The organism is Streptomyces sp. 1-11 (assembly GCF_007176755.1).
Classification (GTDB): Bacteria; Actinomycetota; Actinomycetes; order Streptomycetales; family Streptomycetaceae; genus Streptomyces.
Genome location: NZ_BJTV01000005.1, coordinates 103,723 through 122,470, shown reverse-complemented (window position 1 = coordinate 122,470; position 18,748 = coordinate 103,723). Strand labels below are relative to the sequence as shown.

Annotated in this window: 18 protein-coding genes and 1 tRNA gene; 6 read left to right on the top strand and 13 right to left on the bottom strand. The window is 72.0% G+C overall.

Annotation, left to right across the window (positions count from 1 at the left end; all coding sequences use genetic code 11):
- The first annotated feature begins 248 nt into the window (after positions 1–248).
- Positions 249–1,805, top strand: a complete 1,557-nt coding sequence (locus TNCT1_RS12465; RefSeq protein ID WP_174266288.1) for a M4 family metallopeptidase — start codon at positions 249–251, stop codon at positions 1,803–1,805.
- Positions 1,806–1,848: 43 nt separating this feature from the next.
- On the opposite strand, the gene TNCT1_RS12460 is transcribed toward TNCT1_RS12465, so the two are convergent.
- Entirely contained in the window at positions 1,849–3,240 is a 1,392-nt protein-coding gene (locus TNCT1_RS12460) for a M1 family metallopeptidase (RefSeq protein ID WP_174266258.1), read from the bottom strand.
- Positions 3,241–3,310: 70 nt separating this feature from the next.
- Here TNCT1_RS12460 and TNCT1_RS12455 point away from each other — a divergent pair, with 70 nt between their 5' ends.
- Entirely contained in the window at positions 3,311–3,811 is a 501-nt protein-coding gene (locus TNCT1_RS12455; RefSeq protein ID WP_143631507.1) for a hypothetical protein, read from the top strand.
- 4 nt (positions 3,812–3,815) lie between these two features.
- On the opposite strand, the gene TNCT1_RS12450 is transcribed toward TNCT1_RS12455, so the two are convergent.
- Positions 3,816–4,499 carry a pentapeptide repeat-containing protein gene (locus TNCT1_RS12450; RefSeq protein ID WP_174266257.1) on the bottom strand — a complete coding sequence of 228 codons (684 nt, stop codon included), beginning with the start codon at positions 4,497–4,499 and terminating at the stop codon, positions 3,816–3,818.
- Between the two features lie 117 nt (positions 4,500–4,616).
- On the opposite strand from TNCT1_RS12450, the gene TNCT1_RS12445 reads away from it, so the two are divergent.
- Positions 4,617–6,131 carry an MFS transporter gene (locus TNCT1_RS12445; protein WP_143630960.1) on the top strand — a complete coding sequence of 505 codons (1,515 nt, stop codon included), beginning with the start codon at positions 4,617–4,619 and terminating at the stop codon, positions 6,129–6,131.
- Here TNCT1_RS12445 and TNCT1_RS12440 read toward each other — a convergent pair.
- The 3 genes from TNCT1_RS12440 to TNCT1_RS12430 are packed head-to-tail and all read right to left on the bottom strand — an operon-like array spanning position 6,120 to position 8,726.
- Positions 6,120–6,602 carry a GNAT family N-acetyltransferase gene (locus tag TNCT1_RS12440; protein ID WP_143630959.1) on the bottom strand — a complete coding sequence of 161 codons (483 nt, stop codon included), beginning with the start codon at positions 6,600–6,602 and terminating at the stop codon, positions 6,120–6,122. The two genes, TNCT1_RS12445 and TNCT1_RS12440, sit on opposite strands and share 12 nt — an antisense overlap.
- Positions 6,603–6,643: 41 nt before the next feature.
- Complete coding sequence (locus TNCT1_RS12435; protein WP_143630958.1) at positions 6,644–8,050, bottom strand: FAD-binding oxidoreductase; 1,407 nt, start codon at positions 8,048–8,050, stop codon at positions 6,644–6,646.
- A 10-nt stretch (positions 8,051–8,060) separates the two neighbouring features.
- Positions 8,061–8,726 (bottom strand): rhomboid-like protein, encoded by a 666-nt coding sequence (locus TNCT1_RS12430; protein ID WP_174266256.1) that lies wholly within the window; start codon positions 8,724–8,726, stop codon positions 8,061–8,063.
- 275 nt (positions 8,727–9,001) lie between these two features.
- On the opposite strand from TNCT1_RS12430, the gene TNCT1_RS12425 reads away from it, so the two are divergent.
- Positions 9,002–10,195, top strand: coding sequence for a nitrous oxide reductase family maturation protein NosD (locus TNCT1_RS12425; protein WP_143630957.1), 1,194 nt, complete (start codon positions 9,002–9,004; stop codon positions 10,193–10,195).
- A 59-nt stretch (positions 10,196–10,254) separates the two neighbouring features.
- Positions 10,255–11,283, top strand: coding sequence for a methyltransferase (locus TNCT1_RS12420; protein WP_143630956.1), 1,029 nt, complete (start codon positions 10,255–10,257; stop codon positions 11,281–11,283).
- Between the two features lie 88 nt (positions 11,284–11,371).
- Here the strand turns inward: TNCT1_RS12420 and TNCT1_RS12415 are convergent, their stop codons facing one another.
- The 7 genes from TNCT1_RS12415 to TNCT1_RS12385 form a co-directional block, all read right to left on the bottom strand.
- Positions 11,372–11,695, bottom strand: a complete 324-nt coding sequence (locus TNCT1_RS12415; RefSeq protein ID WP_143630955.1) for a TcmI family type II polyketide cyclase — start codon at positions 11,693–11,695, stop codon at positions 11,372–11,374.
- 20 nt (positions 11,696–11,715) lie between these two features.
- Positions 11,716–12,195: an SRPBCC family protein gene (locus TNCT1_RS12410; protein WP_143630954.1), complete on the bottom strand. Its 480-nt coding sequence runs from the start codon at positions 12,193–12,195 to the stop codon at positions 11,716–11,718.
- Position 12,196: 1 nt separating this feature from the next.
- Entirely contained in the window at positions 12,197–12,451 is a 255-nt protein-coding gene (locus tag TNCT1_RS12405; protein ID WP_143630953.1) for an acyl carrier protein, read from the bottom strand.
- A gap of 45 nt (positions 12,452–12,496) precedes the next feature.
- Positions 12,497–13,738: a ketosynthase chain-length factor gene (locus TNCT1_RS12400; protein ID WP_143630952.1), complete on the bottom strand. Its 1,242-nt coding sequence runs from the start codon at positions 13,736–13,738 to the stop codon at positions 12,497–12,499.
- A gap of 6 nt (positions 13,739–13,744) precedes the next feature.
- Positions 13,745–15,004 carry a beta-ketoacyl synthase gene (locus tag TNCT1_RS12395; RefSeq protein WP_143630951.1) on the bottom strand — a complete coding sequence of 420 codons (1,260 nt, stop codon included), beginning with the start codon at positions 15,002–15,004 and terminating at the stop codon, positions 13,745–13,747.
- Positions 15,001–15,441, bottom strand: a complete 441-nt coding sequence (locus tag TNCT1_RS12390; RefSeq protein ID WP_143631495.1) for a cupin domain-containing protein — start codon at positions 15,439–15,441, stop codon at positions 15,001–15,003. The genes TNCT1_RS12395 and TNCT1_RS12390 overlap by 4 nt, the downstream gene beginning before the upstream one ends.
- Before the next feature lie 89 nt (positions 15,442–15,530).
- Complete coding sequence (locus tag TNCT1_RS12385) at positions 15,531–16,616, bottom strand: SchA/CurD-like domain-containing protein (protein ID WP_143630950.1); 1,086 nt, start codon at positions 16,614–16,616, stop codon at positions 15,531–15,533.
- A 201-nt stretch (positions 16,617–16,817) separates the two neighbouring features.
- Here TNCT1_RS12385 and TNCT1_RS12380 point away from each other — a divergent pair, with 201 nt between their 5' ends.
- A complete protein-coding gene (locus TNCT1_RS12380; protein ID WP_143630949.1) occupies positions 16,818–18,458 on the top strand; it encodes an FAD-dependent monooxygenase in 1,641 nt (546 codons plus the stop codon).
- Positions 18,459–18,518: 60 nt separating this feature from the next.
- Here TNCT1_RS12380 and TNCT1_RS12375 read toward each other — a convergent pair.
- A tRNA-Thr gene (locus TNCT1_RS12375) sits at positions 18,519–18,592 on the bottom strand.
- Positions 18,593–18,748: the final 156 nt, after the last annotated feature.

Genomic DNA, 18,748 nt, shown 5'->3' with positions numbered 1-18,748 from the left:
ACGTCCGGATAACGGTTTCCGGGGCACGGCATTCGGATATGAACACGTAAAGTTTTGTCGGCGCTCTGTCAAACAGGGCCTTAACGGTGTCACTCTCTCCGCACCCGCCGCAGCTTGTGCATCCCCTGTGCCCCAACTGTGTCTCCGGCCCCACCGGAGGCCAGCCAGAAGGAGATCGAGTGACACAGCACCCCAGCGCCCCCCGCAGGACCGCCGTGCGCGCCGTCGCACTCGCCGGCTCGGCGGCGATGGTCGTCCTCGCGCTGCAGAACGGCTCCGCCACCGCCGCCCCCACGCACACCCCCGGCGCCCTGGCCGTCCCGCTCAGCGCACCGGCCCGCGCCGCCGCCATCGGCACGGCCCAGCGGCACGCCGGCGCCACGGCCCGGGAGCTCGGGCTGGGAGCCAAGGAGAAGCTGATCGTCCGGGACGTCGTCAAGGACGCGGACGGCACCGTCCACACCCGCTACGAGCGGACGTACGCGGGTCTTCCCGTGCTCGGCGGCGACCTGGTCACCCACGTGGCGAAGAACGGCTCCCTGAAGGGGGTCAGCAAGGCGGCGAAGGCCCGCATATCCGTGCCGACCACCACGGCCGCCGTCTCCGCCACCGGCGCGAAGAAGACCGCCGTCAAGGCCGCGGACACCGCGAAGGCCACCGCCTCGTCCTCCCGCAAGGTGGTCTGGGCCGCCGGCGCCAAGCCGGTGCTCGCCTACGAGTCCGTGGTCAAGGGCGTCCAGCACGACGGCACCCCGAGCGAGCTGCACGTCGTCACCGACGCGCGGACCGGCAAGAAGATCTACTCCTACGAGGCGATCGAGACCGGCACGGGCACCAGCCAGTACAGCGGCACGGTCACCATCGGCACCACCGCCTCCGCCTCCGGCGGCTACGACCTGATCGACGGCGGCCGCGGCGGCCACAAGACGTACGACCTGAACGGCGGCACCACCGGCACCGGCGCCCTCTTCCACGACGCCGACGACGTCTGGGGCAACGGCACCGTCTCCAACCGCCAGACCGCCGCCGTGGACGCCGCCTACGGCGCCGCCGTCACCTGGGACTTCTACAAGTCCGCCTTCAACCGCAACGGCATCGCGGGCGACGGCAAGGCCGCCTACTCCCGCGTCCACTACGGCAACGCCTACGTCAACGCCTTCTGGGACGACAGCTGCTTCTGCATGACGTACGGCGACGGCTCCGGCAACGCGGACCCGCTGACCTCGCTGGACGTGGCCGGCCACGAGATGAGCCACGGGCTGACCGCGGCCACCGCGAAGCTCAACTACCGGGGCGAGTCCGGCGGCCTGAACGAGGCCACCAGCGACATCATGGGCACCGCGGTGGAGTTCTTCGCGAACAACTCCTCCGACCCCGGTGACTACCTCATCGGCGAGAAGATCGACATCAACGGCAACGGCACCCCGCTGCGCTACATGGACAAGCCCAGCAAGGACGGCGGCTCCGCCGACTACTGGTCGAAGTCCGTAGGCCGCCTGGACGTGCACTACTCGTCCGGTGTCGCCAACCACTTCTTCTACCTGCTGTCCGAGGGCAGCGGCGCGAAGACGGTCAACGGGGTGTCCTACAACTCCCCGACGTACGACGGCTCCACGGTCACCGGCATCGGCCGCGACAAGGCGATCCAGATCTGGTACAAGGCCCTGAGCACGTACTTCACCTCGACCACCAACTACGCGGGCGCCCGCACCGGCACCCTGCAGGCCGCGGCCGCCCTGTACGGCTCGGGCAGCGCGGAGTACAACGCGGTGGCGGCGGCCTGGAAGGCGGTCAACGTCAACTAGGGCCTGCCCCCCTCAGCGCGTTCCCGGCAGGCCGGGCCGTCCGTCACGGGCGGTCCGGCCTGCCGTCTCCGTAGAGCCAGTCCTTCCAGATCTCGCCGAAGTCCTTGTCCGGGGCCTTCCTCTCCACGAACGCGGTGAACTGCGCGGTGTCGGCGGTGCCGTGGCGGTGGGCGGCGGCCCAGCCCCGCAGGATGTCGTGGAAGACGGCGTCCCCCACCTTCCGGCGGATCTTCTGCAGCACCATCGCGCCGCGCTCGTAGACCGGCCGGCCGGAGATGTGCGCGGCGTCGGCCGGCCTCGCCGGCGGGAAGGCCCACAGGGAGTCGTCGTGGCTGCCGTACAGGTCGGTGAAGGTCTGCTGGGCGCTCTTGCCGCCGTGGTCCTCCTGGTACAGCCACTCCGCGTACGTCGCGAAGCCCTCGTTGAGCCACATGTCCCGCCAGCTCAGCGGGGTGACCGAGTCGCCGTACCACTGATGGGCGAGTTCGTGGACGAGCGTGCCGGTGTCGGGGGCGCCGGGGAAGACGGGGCGGGTCTGGGTCTCCAGGGCGTACTGGGCGTCCCCCGGGCGGTCGACGATCGCGCCGGCGGAGGAGAAGGGGTACGGCCCGAAGTTGCGCTCCTCCCAGCCGAGGATCTCCGGGATCTTCGCCAGGACACCCTTGCTCGCCTTCGCCTGCTGCGGGTCGACGGCGGTGAGGACGGGCAGGCCGTGCGGCCCGGTGGTGCGGCCGATGTCGAAGCGGCCGATCGCGACGGTGGCCACGTAGCTCGCCATCGGCTCGGCGGCGTGCCAGGAGTACGTCGTCCGGCCGTTCTTGCCGGTCCGGCCGGTGAGCTCCCCGTTGGAGACGGCCTGCAGCCCGTCGGGGACGGTGACGGTGATGTCGTAGGCCGCCTTGTCCGAGGGGTGGTGGTTGCCGGGGAACCAGGCCATCGAGCCGACCGGCTCGCCGAGGCCGAGCGCGCCGTCGGCGGTGCGCAGCCAGCCCTCCTTGGAGCCGTCGGGGTCGGTGAGGGTCCGCGGGACGCCGGAGTAGCGGACGGCGGCGGTGAAGGTCCGGCCCGCGCGGAGGTCGTCGTGGGGGCGGACGGTCAGTTCCTGGCCGGCCCGGTTCCAGCGGGCGTCCCGGCCGTCGACGGTGACCGAGCCGACGTCCAGCCCGTCGAGGTCGAGGTCGAAGGCGGTCAGATCGTGGGTGGCGCGGGCGGTGATCACGGCCCTGCCGGTGAGCCTGCGGGTGGCCGGCGCGTAGTCGAGGGTGAGGGCGTAATGGGTGACGTCGTAGCCGCCGTTGCCCGCCTTCGGGAAGTACGGGTCGTGCACGCCCGAGCCGCCCGGGGTGCCGCGTACGCCCGCGTCGCAGGCGGTGCCGGTGAGGGAGAGCGCCAGGAGGGCCGCGACGGCCGGGACAAGGCGTGCGGATCTGGACATGTCAGTGATCCTACGGCGGCGGCGCGCACCGGGGCGGGACGCGGCGGCGGGGCGTGACACCATCTCCTGCGTGCTCGACATCGGCTACGCCCTCTCCAACCGCTTCCCCGACCCGCCGCAGACCGACTACCGCCGCGCGGACGTCCGCGCGCTGCGGCACGACCTGTTCTGCGGGGACGTCTATCTGGCGGACACCAAGTCGGACCGGGAGCTGTCCACAGCCTGGGGATGGGTGCCGGTGCTGGACTTCGCGTGGGCGCTGTGCGACATCGTGGAGCGGCTGGACCGGGACCCGATGGGCTCGCGTGCCTCCCGGCCGCAGCGGGCGGAGCTGGACTTCACCGAGTCCACCGACCGGATGCTGTTCGAGCGCCGGTTCGGCTGGGTGGACATCGAGGCCGACTGGATGCCGGCCGAGGAGGCCCCGCTGTCCTTCTCCCACGCCGAACTGCGCCGGGAGTCCCGCGACTTCCTGCACGACCTGATCGCCGACCTGGGCGATCTCCACGAGGACCTGTCGGAGAACCCGGCGATCTGGACCCTGCAGGCCCGCTTCCCCCGCGTGTCCTGAGCCCTCAGTCCGCCACCCTGATGCCCAGCGCACCGGCCAGCAGCGGGGCCAGGTCCAGCAGCTGACCGGTGCTGATCACCGCCCCCGCCAGCCGGTCCAGGCCCCGGACGACCTCCAGCGGGGCGGCCCCGCGCAGGTCGACGTCCTTCAGCGTGGCGCCGCCGAAGTCGGCCTCCTTCAGGGCGCAGCCGGTGAACTCCACCCGCTCCAGACGGGCCCCGGCGAAGTCCGGCTCGACCAGGACGCAGTTCTCGAAGACGACGTCCCTGAGCCGGGCCTCGCGGAGGTTGAGGAAGTCGATCTTGCCGCCGCGGATCACGACCCGCTCCAGCACGGCGCCGTGCATCTGGGTGCCGCCCAGCCGGGGATCGAGCAGCTCGACGTCCCGGAACGTGGCCTCGGCCAGGTCCGTGCCGACACCCCGCGGGCCGCTCAGGACCGAGTCCAGCACCCGCGCCCGGCGCAGCACCGCCTCGTCCACCACGCAGCCGGTGAGCGCGCAGTCCATGAAGCGGGCGCCCGCGCCGTCCTGCCCGGTCAGGTCGGCCGCCCGGAACTGAAGGCCGTCGTAGTCGCCGTCCGGCTCCAGCGCGCCGCCGCTCCAGGGCTCCAGGGGCGGCAGCCGCACCTCCGGCCGCCGCGCGCCCTTCACCCGTGTCCCGTCCGCACCCGTCGCTCTGCTCGCCATGCCCCCATGCTGCACCGCGCCACTGACAACCGGTCCCGGCCCGGGCGAACCGCTCCGCCGGCGCGGGTCCCGGCGCACCCGGATGCGATACCCACCGATTCATGGTGTTCTGACCAGATGGATACCCGCCGAAAGGGTGAGGGCCCGCCGGCGCGCGCCGACGCCGTACAAGCCGATCCCCACCGCTGGTGGGGCCTGGTCGTCATCGCCCTCGCCCAGCTCATGGTGGTCCTGGACGCGACGATCGTGAACATCGCACTCCCCTCGGCCCAGCGCGAACTGCACATGTCCGACGGCGACCGGCAGTGGGTGATCACCGCCTACACACTGGCCTTCGGCGGACTCCTGCTGCTCGGCGGCCGGATCGCCGACCTCGTGGGCCGCAAGCACACCTTCGTCATCGGGCTCGTCGGCTTCGCGGCCGCCTCGGCGGTGGGCGGCGCGGCCAACAGCTCCGGCATGCTCTTCGGCGCCCGCGCCCTGCAGGGCGTCTTCGCCGCCCTGCTCGCACCCTCCGCGCTGAGTCTGCTGACCACGACGTTCACCGACCCGCGCGAGCGCGGCAAGGCCTTCGGCATCTACGGCGCCCTGGCCGGCAGCGGCTCGGCGATCGGATTCATCGTCGGCGGCCTGCTCACCGAGTACCTGGACTGGCGCTGGTGCCTGTACGTCAACGTGCCCATCGCCGCCGTCGCGGTGCTCGGCGCCTTCGCCCTGCTGCACGACCGCCCCGGCCACCGAGAGGCCCGTCTCGACGTGCCCGGTGCGGTGCTCGGCTGCGGCGGGCTCGTCGCGATCGTCTACGGCTTCGCCGAGGCGGAGCCGCGCGGCTGGACCGACCCGCTGGTGCTCGCCCTGTTCGCGTCCGGCGCGGTGCTGCTCACGGTGTTCGTCCGGTGGCAGACCCGGGCGCCGAGCCCGCTGCTCCCGCTGCACATCGTCCGGGACCGCAACCGCGCGGGCTGCTTCCTGACCATGATGCTCGCGGTGATCGGCATGTTCGGGCTGTTCCTGTTCATGACCTACTACCTGCAGGTCATCCTCGGCTACTCGCCGGTCCGGGCAGGCCTGGCCTTCCTGCCGCTGACCGCCGCGATCATCGTCGGCTCCACCCAGATCTCGGCCCGGCTGCTGCAGCGGGCGGCCCCGCGCATGCTCATGGTGCCCGGCATGCTGCTGGCCGCCTCCGGGCTGCTGCTGCTGACCCGGATGACCGTCGGCTCCTCCTACACCGGCGAGATCCTGCCCGCGCTGATCCTGATGGGCCTCGGCATGGGCCTGACCTTCATGCCGGTGTTCGCCACCGCGACCGCCGGAGTGGCCCCGCGCGACGCCGGGGTCACCTCGGCGACCGTCAACACCTCCCAGCAGGTGGGCGGCTCGATCGGCACGGCCCTGCTCAACACCGTCGCCACCACCAGCAGCGCCGCCTACCTCACCGCCCACCTGCGCGGCCCGGCCACCAGGGCCGCGGTCGTCCCGGCGGGCGTGGTGCACGGCTACACGGTCGCGATCTCCTGGGCGGCGGGCGTGGTGCTGCTGGCCGGCCTGGTGGCGGGCCTGATGGTGACCGCCCGGGCCCCCGGTCGCGGGGCCCGGTCCGAGACGCCGGTGCCGGAGTCAGTCCGCTGAGCGGCCCAGCTCGGCCAGCGCCCCGTCGGTGAGCCGGTACACCGTCCACTCGTCCTGCGGGCGGGCGCCGAGGGCCTCGTAGAAGCCGATCGCGGGGCTGTTCCAGTTGAGCACCGACCACTCCAGGCGCTCGTAGCCGCGCCGCACGCAGATGCGCGCCAGCTCGGTCAGCAGCGCCCGGCCGTGGCCGCCGCCCCGGGCGGACGGGCGGACGAACAGGTCCTCCAGGTAGACGCCGTGCACACCGCGCCAGGTGGAGAAGTTCAGGAACCACAGCGCGAAGCCGACGCACTCCCCGCTCTCGTCGTCCACGGCCAGGTGCGCGAAGGCCGCCGGCCGCTCCCCGAAGAGCGCCTCACGGAGCTGCTCCTCGGTCGCCCGCGCCTCATGCGCGGCTTTCTCGTACTCGGCCAGTTCACGGATCAGGGTGTGGATGACGGGCACGTCGGCGGGGGTGGCGGAGCGAATCATGAGGGTGAGGCTAACCGGGTGCGTCCGGGCGGGTCACCCCCTCAGCTCCGCCCGGCCACCCGGTCCGCCACCCGGGCCAGCCGGGAGGAACCGGTGCCGGGGTGCAGCGCTTCGCGCCGGTCGGCGGCGCGGTAGGTGGCGTACATGCCGTGCACGCCGAGCCAGCGGAAGGGCTCCGGCTCCCACTTGCGGACCTTGTGGTTCACCCAGGGCAGGTCCGTCAGCTCGGTCCGGCCGGACTGCCCCGAGTCCTGCTGCACGAGGTCGCGCAGGGTGCGGGCGGCCAGATTGGCGGTGGCGACGCCCGAGCCGACGTAGCCGCCCGCCCAGCCGAGCCCGGTGGCCCGGTCCAGGGTGACGGTGGCGCACCAGTCACGCGGGACGCCGAGCACCCCGGACCAGGCGTGCGCGACCCGTACGCCCGCGAGGGCCGGGAAGAAGCGGGTCAGGATCTCCCGCAGGGCCTCGACCGTCGCGACCTGGGTGCGGCCGTCGTTGTCGGTGCGCGAGCCGAAGCGGTACGGCACCCCGCGGCCGCCCAGCGCGATCCGGCCGTCGGCGGTGCGCTGGGCGTACATGTAGGCGTGCGCCATGTCGCCGAGCGTCTCCCGGCCGTCCCAGCCGACCGCCGCCCACTGCTCGTCGGTGAGCGGCTCGGTGGCGATCATCGAGGAGTTCATCGGCAGCCAGGTCCGCCGCTGGCCCTTCAGCGACGCGGTGAAGCCCTCCGTGCAGCGCAGCACGTACGGCGCGCGGACCGTGCCGTACGGGGTCACGGCGTGCTTCGGGCGGATCTCCGTCACCGGCGTGGACTCGTGGACGGTCACGCCCAGCGCCTCCACGGCCGCCGCGAGCCCCTTGACCAGCCTCACCGGGTGCAGCCGGGCGCCGTGCGGGGTCCAGCTCGAGCCCACCGCGCCGGCCACCCTGATCCGCTCGGCGGTCTGCCGGGCCCCGTACAGCTCGCGGTCCTTCTCGCCGTACGTCAGCTCCTGCTCGTGGAACGCCCGCAGCCGTGCCAACTGGGCCGGGGTGGTCGCCACTTCCAGCACCCCGCCCTGGTGCACGTCCGCGTCGACGCCCTCCGCCGCGGCGACGGCGACCACCTCGGCCACGGTGTCGTTCATGGCCCGCTGCAGGCGTACGGCGGCCTCGTGGCCGTGCAGCCTCGCGTACCGGTCGCGGCCCGCGATCCCATTGTAGAGCCAGCCGCCGTTGCGGCCGGAGGCGCCGTACCCGCAGAACTTCTGCTCCAGGACGGTGATCCGCAGGAAGGGTGCGGCCTTCTTCAGGTAGTAGGCGGTCCACAGTCCCGTGAAGCCGCCGCCGACGATGACGACGTCGGCCGAGGCGTCCCCGGGCAGCGGCTCCCGCACCGCGGGGAGGCCGTCGTCCGCGTACCAGAAGGAGATCCCGCCGTTGACGACGCTGGTTGCCGAGCTGCTCATGGCCGGGACGTTAACCCCTCGGAGCGGCCAGTGTCTCCTTCGGATTCCGTGCTTTTCCGCGGCCCCTGACCAGCGGACGGCACGCGAGACCGACCAGGACGGACAGGAAGTGCCCGAAGTCGGTGAAGGTGCGGCCCGTCACCAGCGGCACGCCGTAGAAGGCGAGCACGCAGGCGAGATACAGGTGACGCCAGGGCGCCGGCAGCCGGTAGGTCAGCACCGCCATCACCCCGGCGAGCGCGTAACTCACCCCGATGTCCAGGGTGTTGACGGCGGAGGGAGGGGCGTGGCCGGCGTGGATCGCCCGGAGCAGGGCCAGCTCGCTGATCAGCGTGGCGAGCACGTGCGCGGCGACGCACACCGCGAGCCAGCGCAGGGTACCGAGCCAGCGCTCGGCCTGGGCGTGGAAGACGGTGTACAGCACGGCGTACGGCAGCCAGCGGCCGCTGTCGATCCACATCGCGCTGGTGATCAGCACCCGTACGGGGTTCCGCGACAGCTCGTGGATGTTGGTCGAGCGCTGCCGCAGGAAGTCCTGCTCGAACGCCGGTGACATGTGGTGCAGGGCCACGGTGGTGAAGAACAGGATCGTCAGCCAGACGTAGGTGCCCGGGGCGCTGCGCACGTAGGCCGCGGCCGCCCGGAGCCCTCGCGGTGCGCGGATGACCCGGTTCACAACCGCCAGTATGGTCGCCGGGGCGTCCCAGGTCCTGCGAGTCCGGCCGGCGGCGCCCCGGCGGCCCGGCGCGGTGCCGCACCCGCCCCCGCACGGGCTGCGCCGTCCGGGTGACGGTGCGGGCGGCGCCCGGCGCGGGCCGAACGGGTCGCCACACCGGCCGCGGGCCACCGGCCGGCGCTCCAGGCTCCGCTCCGCCGACCGCGCCACGCCTGACACGCCACCGGACGGCCCATTCGGCCATAAAAGGATAAACCGGCCATACGGTACGCGATATGAAGAGATGTCACATCGCATATCTCGCGTGCACCGCCGCCCTCGCCGGCACCGCCCTCAGCGCGGCCCCCGCGGTCGCCGCCCACTCGACCCTGGTGGTCCGCCCCGGCGAGTCGATCCAGAAGGCGGTCGACGCCGCCAAGGCCGGCGACACCGTTCTCGTGCTCGCCGGCACCTATCACGAGAGCGTGACGATCCGCACCCCCTACGTGACCCTGCGGGGCGTCGGTTCCAGGACGGTCATCGAGCCCGCCGCCAAGAAGGGCGGGAAGAAGCCCGCCGGGGCGAGCGCCGGCAAGACCGTGAAGAAGGCCTCGAAGGCCTCGAAGGCCTCGAAGGCCTCGAAGAAGGCCACGGGGAAGGTTGCGAAGAAGACTTCCGGCAAGCCCGTCAAGAAGGTCGCGAAGAGCTGCGCCGAGGGCGGCAACGGCATCTGTGTCCTGGGCACCAAGACCAAGGACGTCGTGGGCGTCACGGTCGCCGATCTGAAGGTGACCAAGTTCAGCCGCACCGGTGTGTTCGGCATGGCGACCGACGGCCTGACCGTGCGGGGGGTGGAGGCCGCGGACAACGGCGTGTGGGGCATCGCCGAGGAACGGTCGGTGCGCAGCCTGTTGCGGGACAACTACGCGCACGGCAACGGTGACGCCGGCGTGTTCCTCGCCAACACCATCCAGGAGGAGGCCGGCGCCTACGACGCCAAGCAGACCCTGGTGGCGCACAACCTGCTCGAGGGCAACCGGATCGGCGTCACCGTGCGCCGGCTGCGGAACCTGACCGTCGGGCGCAACTACGTCTCCGGCAACTGCGCCGGGGTGTTCGTCGTCGGCGACGAGAACAAGCCCAAGGCCGGTCACCTGGACGTCACCGCCAACCGGGTCGTCGCGAACAACAGGTCCTGCCCGAAGACCGAGCGGCTGCCCGCCCTGAAGGGCTCCGGCATCGTCCTGACCGGCACCGAGCAGACCCGGGTGTCCCGCAACTGGGTCACCGGCAACTCGGGCAAGTCCCCGATGTCCGGCGGCATCGTGCTGTTCAAGAGCTTCGTGGGCGTGGCCGGCACCGGCAACCGCGTCGACCGCAACGTGCTCTCGGACAACTCCCCCGCCGACCTGGTGAACACCGAGACCAGCAGGACCAACGCCTTCGAGCGCAACTCCTGCCGGGCCTCGAAGCCCGCGGGCCTGTGCTGACCGCACGGGCGCTGCCACTGCTGGACCGACGAAGGCCAAGGAAAGAGAGAGGGCGGCAGATGACGTCCGCTGAAACAGCACCACCGCCTCCCATGCGGCTGCGCGAGCTCGTGTTCGGCGCGGCCTGTGCCGCCGCCGTCCGGGCCGCCGCCCGGCTGGGTGTCGCCGACGCCCTCGACGACACCCCGATGACCGCCGAGGAGCTCGCCGCCGCGGTCAAGACCGAACCCAAGCCCCTGCGCCGGCTGCTGCGGGCGCTGTCCTGCTACGGCGTCTTCGACGAGCAGCCGGACGGCGCCTTCGCGCACACCGGCATGTCCCGGCTGCTGCGCGAGGACGACCCCAACAGCCTGCGCGCCATCGCCCTGTGGTGCACCGAACCCTGGACCTGGGACGCCTGGCCCAGGCTGGACGAGGCCGTGCGCACCGGCGACAACGTCGTGGAGGGCCTGTACGGCAAGGAGTTCTTCACCTACCTCAACGAGGACGCCCCGGAGTCCGCGGACGTCTTCAACCGCGCCATGACCCGCTCCAGCGAGCAGTCCGCGCGCGAGGTCGCGGCCCTGCTGGACCTGTCCGGGGCCAAGTCGGTCGCGGACGTCGGCGGCGGCCAGGGGCACGTCGTGGCCTGCCTGCTGGACAAGTACCCGGCGATGCGCGGCACCCTGCTCGACCTGCCCCGGGTGGTCGACAACGCCCTGCCCCGGCTGCGCGAGGGCGGCGACCTCGCCGACCGCGCGCGGATCGTGCCCGGCGACGTCCGGGACGCGATCCCGGTCCAGGCCGACGTCTACGTCATCAAGAACATCCTGGAGTGGGACGACGAGAGCACGGCCCGCACGCTGCGCAACGTCGTCGAGGCGGGCGGCCCGGGCACCCGGGTCGTCGTCATCGAGAACCTGGTGGACGACACCCCCTCGATGCGCTTCAGCACCGCCATGGACCTGCTGCTGCTCCTCAACGTCGGCGGGGCCAAGCACACCACCGACTCCATGGTGAGCAGGCTGACCTCGGCGGGCCTGAAGGTGGGCGACATCCGTCCGGTCAACCCCTACCTGCACGCCTTCGACTGCCTCGTGCCCGCGTGACACGTCGGCGACGGCACAGGCCACCGGCCGCCGGGCCCGCGACGCTGCGGGCCCGGCGGCCGGTGGCCGTCCGGAGGTGCCGTACGGCTCAGTCGCGCTCCCAGACGTAGAAGCGCTGCGCCATCGCGTCCTTGGGGGACCGCCAGGTCTGAGGGTCGTACGCGCTGACGTACGCCGTCAGGCGCTCGCTGATGCCGCGGAACTCGGGGTGGCCGGCCACCTTGGCGATGGCGGGCCCGGGGTCGCGCTCGGACTCGACGAGGTGCATGTACACGTCGCCGAACTGGAAGAGGCTGCGCCGGACCACGCCGACGAGGTGGGGCAGCTCTCCCCGGTCGGACTCCTCGAACACCTTGGCGATGTCCGGGGCGGAGCCCGGGGCCATGCGGGCGACGATCAGTGCCTGGTGCATGGGCTCGGTCCTTCCTCGGCTCAGTCGGCCAGGGCCGGCGCGGGACGCCGCCCGGCGGCCGCCTTCTGGATCTTGTCCCGGATGAGGGCCATCTGGACCTTGGAGTTCTTGTTGATGTTGTCGGTCATCCAGTCGTCGTCGACCGGGGCGTCCGGCTTCATCGCGAAGTCCTGCGTCCAGACCATCCGGGTGCCGGCCGGGACCTCCTCGTACTCCCAGAGGATGTCCATGTGGGCGAAGGGGCCGGTCTCGACCCGGCGGGCCTTCACGGTGCGGGCCCGGCGGTCGGGCTCGCGCTCGGAGACCCAGCTCCAGACGGTGCCGTTGTCGTCCGGGTGCATGGTCAGCCGGAACGTCGTCTTCTTCCCCTCCTGGGAGAGGATCTCGACGGACGCGTACTCGCTGAACAGCTGCGGCCACTTCTCCAGGTCGTTGGTCATGTCCCAGACCAGGTCGAACGGCGCGGCGATGGTGATCTCGTTCTGGGTGTGTCCGGCCATCTCAGGCTCCTGCCATCAGGGTGCTGTTGACGAGGTTGAGGAACTGCTGGGGCGTCTTGCAGCGCTCCGCGTCGACCGGCATCGGGGTGCCGTGCGTGTTCTCCAGCTCGCCGACGATGCCGAGCAGGCCGAGCGAGTCGATGCCGAGGACGTCGAAGCCGGTGTCCGGCGTGTCCTGGAGCTGCTGCGGGCTGACGGTGACCCCGGCAGCCTTCTTCATCAGCGCGGCGAGTTCTTCCACGGTGATCTGAGGCATTGCTCTCCTCCTTTGCTGTCCTCACAGCTCTTTTCGGTCGTTCGCCTACGCGGCGCCGTGCCGCAGCACGAGCGCCGAGTTGGACCCCATGAGTCCGCGGCTGAGCACCAGCGCCGTCCGCAGTTCGGCGACGCGGGCGCGGCCGGTCACGAGGTCGAGGTCGTGGCAGACGTCGGCGACGTTGGGGGTGGGCGGAATCAGGCCGTGCTCCATCGCGAGCACCGCCGCCGCGGTGTCCAGCACCGGGGCCGCGCAGTAGCCCCGGCCGGTGCCGGTCTTCGGCGCGGTGACCGGAACCCGGGTGCCGTGCGCGCCGAGGGCGTCGGCGAGCGCGAGGGCCTCGGCGCGGTCCGCCTCCGGCACCCCGAGGGCGTCGGCGAAGACCACGTCGACCTCCTCGGGAGCACAGCCGGCCTCGTCCAGCGCCTGCCTGACGGCCTGCGCGAGACCCTCCCGGGACCGGTCCCAGCGGGAGGCGCCGGTGAAGGTCGCCGCGTGGCCCGCGACGAAGGCCCGCACGTCCGCGCCGCGCTCCCGGGCCGACGCCTCGGCCTCGATCACGAGCATCGCGCCGCCCTCGGCCGGCACGAAGCCGCGGGCGGCGTCCGTGAACGGCCGGTAGGCGCGGGACGGGTCGGACTCCGTGCTCAGCTCCTCGTACCCGAGCTGGCAGACCACCGAGTACGGCGCCAGCGGCGCCTCGGTGGAACCGGCCACGATCACGTCGGTGCCGCGCCGCACCGCCCGGGCGGCGTGCGCGAGGGCGTCCAGGCCGCCCGCCTCGTCGGAGGCGACGACCGAGCAGGGGCCCTTGAACTTCCGGCGGATGGAGATCTGGCCGGTGCTCGCCGCGTAGAACCAGGCGATGGACTGGTACGGGCCGACGAAGCGGCTGCCCTTGCCCCACAGCTGCTGCAGCTCGCGCTGGCCGAACTCGCCGCCGCCGGAACCGGCCGCGGTGACCACCCCGATGGAGTAGGGCTCCCCGGAGGTGTCAGCCTGCCCGAGCCGGGCGTCCTCCAGCGCGAAGTCGGCGGCGGCCAGGGCGAAGTGGGTGAACCGGTCGGTCTGGACGAGGAACCGCTCGTCGATGGTGGCCGCCGGCTCGAAGCCGCGGACCTCGCCGGCCACCTTCAGCGGAAGATGCTCACAGCCCTCACGGGTGACCCGGTCGAGGACGCTGAGGCCTTCCTGGGTGGCCTTCCAGAACGTGTCGGTGCTGGTTCCGTTGGGCGCGACCACCCCGATGCCGGTGACGGCCGCGCGCCGTTCCTGCGGAGCACTCATCTGTCCTCACTCCCTGGACCGGGTCAGGACCACCGCGGACTGGAAGCCGCCGAACCCGCTGCCCACGGACAGGACGCTGGTCAGCTTCCGTTCGCGGGCGACACGCGGGACGTAGTCCAGGTCGCACTCGGGGTCGGGGATCTCGTAGTTCGCGGTCGGTGGTACGGCCTGCTTGGCGAGGGCCAGCACGCACGCGACCACCTCGATCGCCCCGATCGCCCCGAGGGAGTGCCCCACCATCGACTTGATGGAGCTCATGGGGGTGTCATAGGCGTGGTGGCCGAGCGCCCGCTTCACGGCCGCCGTCTCGTGGCGGTCGTTCTGCCGGGTGCCGGAGCCGTGCGCGTTGACGTAGTCGATCGCCGTGGGGTCCAGCCGGGCGTGCCCGAGGGCCGTGTCGATCGCCCGGGCCATCTCCAGGCCCTCGCTGGTCAGGCCGGTCATGTGGTAGGCGTTGCCGAAGGTGGCGTAGCCGCCCAGCTCGCAGTAGACGTGCGCGCCGCGGGCCCGGGCGTGCTCCAGCTCCTCCAGGACGAGCACCGCTCCGCCCTCGCCCATGACGAACCCGTCACGGTTGTTGTCGAAGGGCCGGGAGGCGTGCGCGGGGTCGTCGTTGTTGGGGGAGGTGGCCTTGATCGCGTCGAAGCAGGCCATGGTGATCGGGGAGATCGGCGAGTCCGACGCCCCGGCTATGCAGATGTCGGCCCGGCCCTCCTCGACGGTGTGGAAGGCGTACCCGACGGCGTCCAGGCCCGAGGTGCAGCCGGTGGAGACGGTCTGCACCGGACCCTGGGCGCCGAAACGTTCCGCCACCGCTGAGGCGACCGTGCTCGGCGAGAACGCCCGGTGCAGATACGGCTCCGCCTCCCGGTGATCGACGTCCCAGCGCTCACCGCGATGGCTGACCAGGACGTAGTCACGCTCCAGCCGGGTCGTGCCGCCGACCGCGGTGCCCACCGACACACCCACCCGCCACGGGTCCTCCGCGGATAGGTCGAGACCCGAGTCCCGCACCGCCTCCTGCCCGGCGACCAGGGCGAACTGGATGTACCGGTCCGCACGCGCCGCCTCGTCCTCACCCAGGCCGTGCGCCGCCGGGTCGAAGTCGCACTCGGCCGCTATCCGCGACCGCAGCCCGGAGGGGTCGAAGAAGGTGATGCCCCGCGTCGCGGTCCGGCCGTTGGCAAGCAGATCCCAGAAAGCCGGTACGCCGATACCACCCGGAGCCACGATGCCTATGCCAGTGACCGCCACGCGCCGGGTCATGAGCGGACCTGACCCCGGTCGTGGGCGGCACCCGCCGCGACCGGCTCCGTGACCACCGCGGCGGCCCCGATGACCTCCGTCTCCTCGGTGTCCACGTGACCGAGCTGCGGACGCGGGGCCAGCGGGCCCAGGTGGAAGACGATCCGCGCCTCCGCCTTCCCGACGTTGCGGAACCGGTGCCGCATGTGCGCCGGGATCATCAGACCCTGCTCGGGCCGCAACGCGTGCGGCTCGCCGTCCAGATCCACCTCCAGCTCACCGCAGACGACGTAGACGAACTCCTCCGAGTAAGGGTGGTAGTGCTCACCGATGCGGTCACCGGGCTGCACGATGGCCACGCCCATGAAGCCGCTGGTGGAGCCGACCGTGGCAGGGGTGAGCATGGCGCGCAGATCGCCGCCTCGCCGGACGTTGGGCTCGACCTCACTGAGGTCCACGATTTTCGGACGGGGTTTGATGGACAACGTTTCCTCCGGTGTCTGGGCCGTGTACGGCGCTCGGTGCTGGGGCAAGCCGCGGCGCGGGATCAGGCGTCCGGCGAGCGGCGGTCGGTGATCAGGTCCATGCGCGCGGCCTCGCTGTCCAGCAGCTCCCGGACCTCGGCCGCCACCCGCGCCGGCAGCGGCACCGCCTCAGCGCCCTGGTCGGCACGCACGTCGATCAGCCGCACCACGACGTCGTCACGCTGGAAGACCGTGCTGCGCAGCACCGGGCTCGCCGGGTCGTCCGCGGACTGGGAGTCGGCCTGCGCGAGCAGCTCCGCCAGCCGCATCCCCACGCCCGGCCGGGCCGCGTAGTACAGGGCCTGGCGCATCCCCTCCCGGGAATCGCCGGCGGTCACGTGGTGCACGGCCGGCAGCGCCGCACGGGTGAAGAACATCCGGGCCGACTCCTGGTCGTCGAGGTCCCGGTCCTGCTCCAGGTACGGGTTGATCGCCTCCTCCACGGCCCGCACCTCCGGCTGCCGGGCCACGTGCCGCAGCGCCGCGAGCAGGTCGCCCCGCACCTCGATGGCCCGCACCACCCGGTTGCCGTGCATGAACAGCGATGTCCGCAGCAGCCGCGTGGCGTCGTCCACCCGCGCTTCGGGCGAGGCGTAGTCCGAGAGGATCCGGGCGACCTCCCGCTCACTGCCGGGCTTCACGGTGAAGGTCAGCGCGTGACGGATCACACCGTCACCGATGCGCGGGTGCCTCTGCAGCCGCCGCTGCCCCGGCCCGGCCTGCTGCGCGGCGCCGCCGGTCTCGCGCACCACGTGGAAACGCAGCGACCGGGTGTCCCGGACACAGCTGTGCAGCGGCTCCACCATCCGCACGTGATCCTCGCTGTTCACCCAGGTGAGGAACGGCGGAGCACTCTCCCACTCACTCGTGATGAGCCACTGCGACGGGTTCTCGATGGACTGGCAGAGCTGGTCGCTCACGTGTCCCGGCACCGACGCGACCTGGCTGCACAGCTGCTCGTACGCCTCCAGGAACTGCTGCTGCGCACCGTCGTGGACATCGACCAGCAGCACCACCCGGAGCGGCGAGCCGTCGAAGACGGACTGCGAGACACGCTTCGACACCTCACTGGCCGATGTTGCTGAAGGACGTTCAGACGTCGTGGTCATCCTGTACACATCTCCTTCGCGGGGCGGGATCGATGCCGCGCGACTGACGCGACGGCAGCGTTCCTTGATCCTGTGCCGGACCCACCACGCCCGCGACTCGTATGAACCACGTGGGTGATTGGGCACGCGGAGCCACCGCCACCGGGCAAGAAGACACACAGGGCCCCCCACTCGCGCACCCCCCTGCTCCTGGAGGCTTCGATGCATCAGAAAGCGGACCACCGGGTCCCCGTCCTCGTCGTGGGCGGCTCCCTGGTGGGCCTGTCCACGTCCGTCTTCCTGGGCCGTCACGGCGTCCGGCACATGCTCGTGGAGCGGCACTCCGGCACCTCCATCCACCCGCGCGGACGCGGCAACAACGTCCGCACGATGGAACTCCTCCGCGTGGCCGGCATCGAACCGGACGTCAAGGCGGCGGCCTCGCTCCTCGCCGACAACCACGGCATCCTGCAGACCCCCACCCTCGTGGGCGACGCCGGCGAATGGCTCTTCAGGCACATCGACCCCGGCGGCGGACTCGCCCGGTTCAGCCCCACCGGCTGGTGCCTGTGCAGCCAGAACGACCTCGAACCCGTCCTCGTCGACAGCGCCCGCGAACTCGGCGGCGACCTGCGCTACTTCCACCAGATGGAGTCCTTCGAACAGGACGCCGACGGAGTGACGGCCGTGATCCTCGACCGCGCCACCGAGGAGCACTACACCGTACGGGCGGACTACCTGGTCGCCGCCGACGGCCCGCGCAGCCCCGTGCGCAACGCCCTCGGCATCGGCCAGAGCGGCCCCGGAGACCTCTTCGCCAACGTCAGCGTCACCTTCCGCTCCACCCGGCTGGCCGACACCGTCGGCGACCGCCGCTTCATCTGCTGCTACCTCACCAGCCCCGGGGCCGACGGCGCCCTGCTCCCCGTCGACAACAAGGAGCACTGGGTCTTCCACGCCCCCTGGCACCCCGAGCAGGGCGAGACCCTCGACGAGTTCACCGAGGAACGCCTCCAGCGCCACATCCGCCAGGCCGTCGGCGTCCCCGGCCTCGACGTGGAGATCACCGGAAAGGCGTCCTGGCGCGCCGCCGAAAGAGTGGCCGACCGCTACTCCCACGGGCGTGTCTTCCTCGCCGGCGACTCCGCCCACGAGATGTCACCCACCGGCGCGTTCGGCTCCAACACCGGCATCCAGGACGCGCACAACCTCGCCTGGAAGCTGGCCGCCGTCCTCGACGGCTGGGCGGGCCCCGACCTCCTCGCCACCTACGACACCGAGCGCCGCCCGGTGGCGATCGCCACCAGCGCCCGCGCCTCCGCCCGCTCCGTCGAGCACAGCCACCCGGGCTTCGCCCCCGCCCCCGGCGTCGGCGCCGGCGGGCGCGGCGGCATCCTCGACGTCGTCCTCGGCTACCACTACCCGCACGGCGCCGTCCTCGGCGCCGACCCCGACCGGCCGGTCGTCCCCGACACCCTCGACCTCACCGGCCGGCCCGGCACCCGCGCCCCGCACCTCTGGCTGCGCCGCGCCAACCGCCGGCTGTCCACCGTGGACCTGTACGAGCGCTCCCTCGTCCTCCTCAGCGACTCCCCGGACGACGCGGGCTGGCACACCGCCGCCCGCAGGATCGCCGAGGCCGGCGGCGTACGCCTGGACGCCTACCGCATCGGCCCGGGCGCGGACGCGGACCTGACCTACGAGGACGACGCCACCGACTGGGCCGAGCTGCACGGCGTCACCGCCGACGGCGCGGTCCTCGTCCGCCCGGACGGCTTCGTGGCCTGGCGCGCCACGGGCGCCGTACCGGACCCGGAGGGCGTGCTGCGCGAGGTGCTCGGAACCCTGCTGGCAACCGCCTGAGCCACGACGACGGACAGGGCCACCCGCACCGATGGGTGCGGATGGCCCTGCCAGGTACGGAGCCCCCTGTCGGATTCGAACCGACGACCTCGATCTTACAAGGATCTTGCTCTGGCCAGCTGAGCTAAGGAGGCACCGCGCACTACGACGCCGTACGCGAAGGCGGATCCACTGTACACAGAGCCGCATTCCTCAGGCACGGAGTTTGTGGCGCTCGGCAGATTCGAGGACCGCGCGTAACCATCCGTGCACCCGTTCGTTGATCGATCTGACGTGCTTTTCCGAGGAGC

Excerpts from the sequence above, each read along its gene's own strand:
- TNCT1_RS12410 (WP_143630954.1), bottom strand. The coding sequence starts at position 12,195 with ATGGCCGGACACACCCAGAACGAGATCACCATCGCCGCGCCGTTCGAC.
- TNCT1_RS12415 (WP_143630955.1), bottom strand. The coding sequence starts at position 11,695 with ATGCACCAGGCACTGATCGTCGCCCGCATGGCCCCGGGCTCCGCCCCG.
- TNCT1_RS12380 (WP_143630949.1), top strand. The coding sequence starts at position 16,818 with ATGCATCAGAAAGCGGACCACCGGGTCCCCGTCCTCGTCGTGGGCGGC.
- TNCT1_RS12440 (WP_143630959.1), bottom strand. The coding sequence starts at position 6,602 with ATGATTCGCTCCGCCACCCCCGCCGACGTGCCCGTCATCCACACCCTG.
- TNCT1_RS12425 (WP_143630957.1), top strand. The coding sequence starts at position 9,002 with ATGAAGAGATGTCACATCGCATATCTCGCGTGCACCGCCGCCCTCGCC.
- TNCT1_RS12400 (WP_143630952.1), bottom strand. The coding sequence starts at position 13,738 with ATGAGTGCTCCGCAGGAACGGCGCGCGGCCGTCACCGGCATCGGGGTG.
- TNCT1_RS12405 (WP_143630953.1), bottom strand. The coding sequence starts at position 12,451 with ATGCCTCAGATCACCGTGGAAGAACTCGCCGCGCTGATGAAGAAGGCT.
- TNCT1_RS12420 (WP_143630956.1), top strand. The coding sequence starts at position 10,255 with ATGACGTCCGCTGAAACAGCACCACCGCCTCCCATGCGGCTGCGCGAG.
- TNCT1_RS12450 (WP_174266257.1), bottom strand. The coding sequence starts at position 4,499 with ATGGCGAGCAGAGCGACGGGTGCGGACGGGACACGGGTGAAGGGCGCG.
- TNCT1_RS12445 (WP_143630960.1), top strand. The coding sequence starts at position 4,617 with ATGGATACCCGCCGAAAGGGTGAGGGCCCGCCGGCGCGCGCCGACGCC.
- TNCT1_RS12395 (WP_143630951.1), bottom strand. The coding sequence starts at position 15,004 with ATGACCCGGCGCGTGGCGGTCACTGGCATAGGCATCGTGGCTCCGGGT.
- TNCT1_RS12465 (WP_174266288.1), top strand. The coding sequence starts at position 249 with ATGGTCGTCCTCGCGCTGCAGAACGGCTCCGCCACCGCCGCCCCCACG.
- TNCT1_RS12385 (WP_143630950.1), bottom strand. The coding sequence starts at position 16,616 with ATGACCACGACGTCTGAACGTCCTTCAGCAACATCGGCCAGTGAGGTG.
- TNCT1_RS12435 (WP_143630958.1), bottom strand. The coding sequence starts at position 8,050 with ATGAGCAGCTCGGCAACCAGCGTCGTCAACGGCGGGATCTCCTTCTGG.
- TNCT1_RS12460 (WP_174266258.1), bottom strand. The coding sequence starts at position 3,240 with ATGTCCAGATCCGCACGCCTTGTCCCGGCCGTCGCGGCCCTCCTGGCG.